This is a genomic window from Vibrio sp. Vb1755 (genome assembly GCF_033338635.1).
Classification (GTDB): domain Bacteria; phylum Pseudomonadota; class Gammaproteobacteria; order Enterobacterales; family Vibrionaceae; genus Vibrio; species Vibrio alginolyticus.
The window spans coordinates 1-1,033 of record NZ_JAWOTA010000365.1 but is presented as its reverse complement, the minus strand read 5'-3'; the positions used below and the strand labels follow the sequence as shown (position 1 = coordinate 1,033).

At 46.0% G+C, this 1,033-nt stretch carries 1 protein-coding gene and 2 pseudogenes; all 3 read left to right on the top strand.

The window, feature by feature from the left end:
• A pseudogene (locus R7E00_RS25175) lies at nucleotides 1–220 on the top strand (dimethyl sulfoxide reductase); the annotation flags it as partial.
• A 111-nt stretch (nucleotides 221–331) separates the two neighbouring features.
• Nucleotides 332–943, top strand: coding sequence for a molecular chaperone (locus tag R7E00_RS25170; RefSeq protein ID WP_005454964.1), 612 nt, complete (start codon nucleotides 332–334; stop codon nucleotides 941–943).
• A pseudogene (locus R7E00_RS25165) lies at nucleotides 930–1,033 on the top strand (ferredoxin-type protein NapF); the annotation flags it as partial. The gene R7E00_RS25170 and the pseudogene R7E00_RS25165, both read left to right, overlap by 14 nt.

Genomic DNA, 1,033 nt, shown 5'->3' with positions numbered 1-1,033 from the left:
CAGTGGCTTGGATCAAATCACCATGCTATCTGGCTATGTTGCTGGTCACGTGCTGTTGCTTGTGCTTGCTGCTGCTCTTTGGGTATTCGCTGAGTTGTTTACCGCAGAAGGGCGTCAGAAGAACTTGCTGGTTATCGTGGCATTTGTTGCCTTGTTCGTTGCAGAGATTCTGGGTCGTAATGTGTTCTACGGTATGCACTTTACATCTGGTTTGTACTAATAACCGTGATTTGTGCTGATAACCATTAACAGAGTGGGGCGAGTGTTCGTCCCACCTCTTTTCCGTTTTACTTAATCGAAGAATAAAAACACCAGTCATCAAAGGTACTTCATGCAAATTTCTCAACTTGAACCACAAGATACCAGCATCGTTCTTAAGCTGTTTGGTGCACTGTTTTACTACCAGCCTAAAGATTACCCAGCGGCAAACCTCGATACGTTGCTGAGCAATACAGATACACCAATCGAAGCGCTTAATGACATGCTGCGCAGCTTTCAAAACGAGAGCGAAGAGGCACTGCAAATGGAGCACGATCGCATGTTTGCCGGTATTGGTGAGATGCCAGCGCCACCTTGGGGATCGGCTTATCTAGATAAAGAGGCGGTGTTGTTTGGTGAATCAACCATTGAATATCGTTACTTTTTGCAGCGTTGTGGTTTTTCTTTGGAATCTGACCAACGTGAACCAGAAGATCAAATCGGCTTGATGCTGATGGTGTTAGGCATGTTGATTGAAACTGAACAGCAAAAACTGGCGGCTGAAATGCTGCGCGAACACTTGATGACATGGTTTGGCTTTTTCAATAAGCGCTTCAAAAAAGCGGTGACTCTCACGCCTTACTCAAAACTGTCGAACCTTACTGAAGAATTACTTCAATCCCTGAGTGAACAATACCAAGTCGTTGTGCCAGCAAAGAGAGATTACTCGGATGCGCCAGTCTGAATCGGTTGATCTAAGCAAGCGGCGTTTGTTTTCGTTCCGTCGTGCGCCAGTTGAACAAGCTCAAGAGCCTCGTGTTAAAGCGAGACCTCC

Bases quoted from the DNA above. Each gene is read 5' to 3' on its own strand.
- R7E00_RS25170 (WP_005454964.1), top strand. From the start codon at position 332: ATGCAAATTTCTCAACTTGAACCACAAGATACCAGCATCGTTCTTAAG.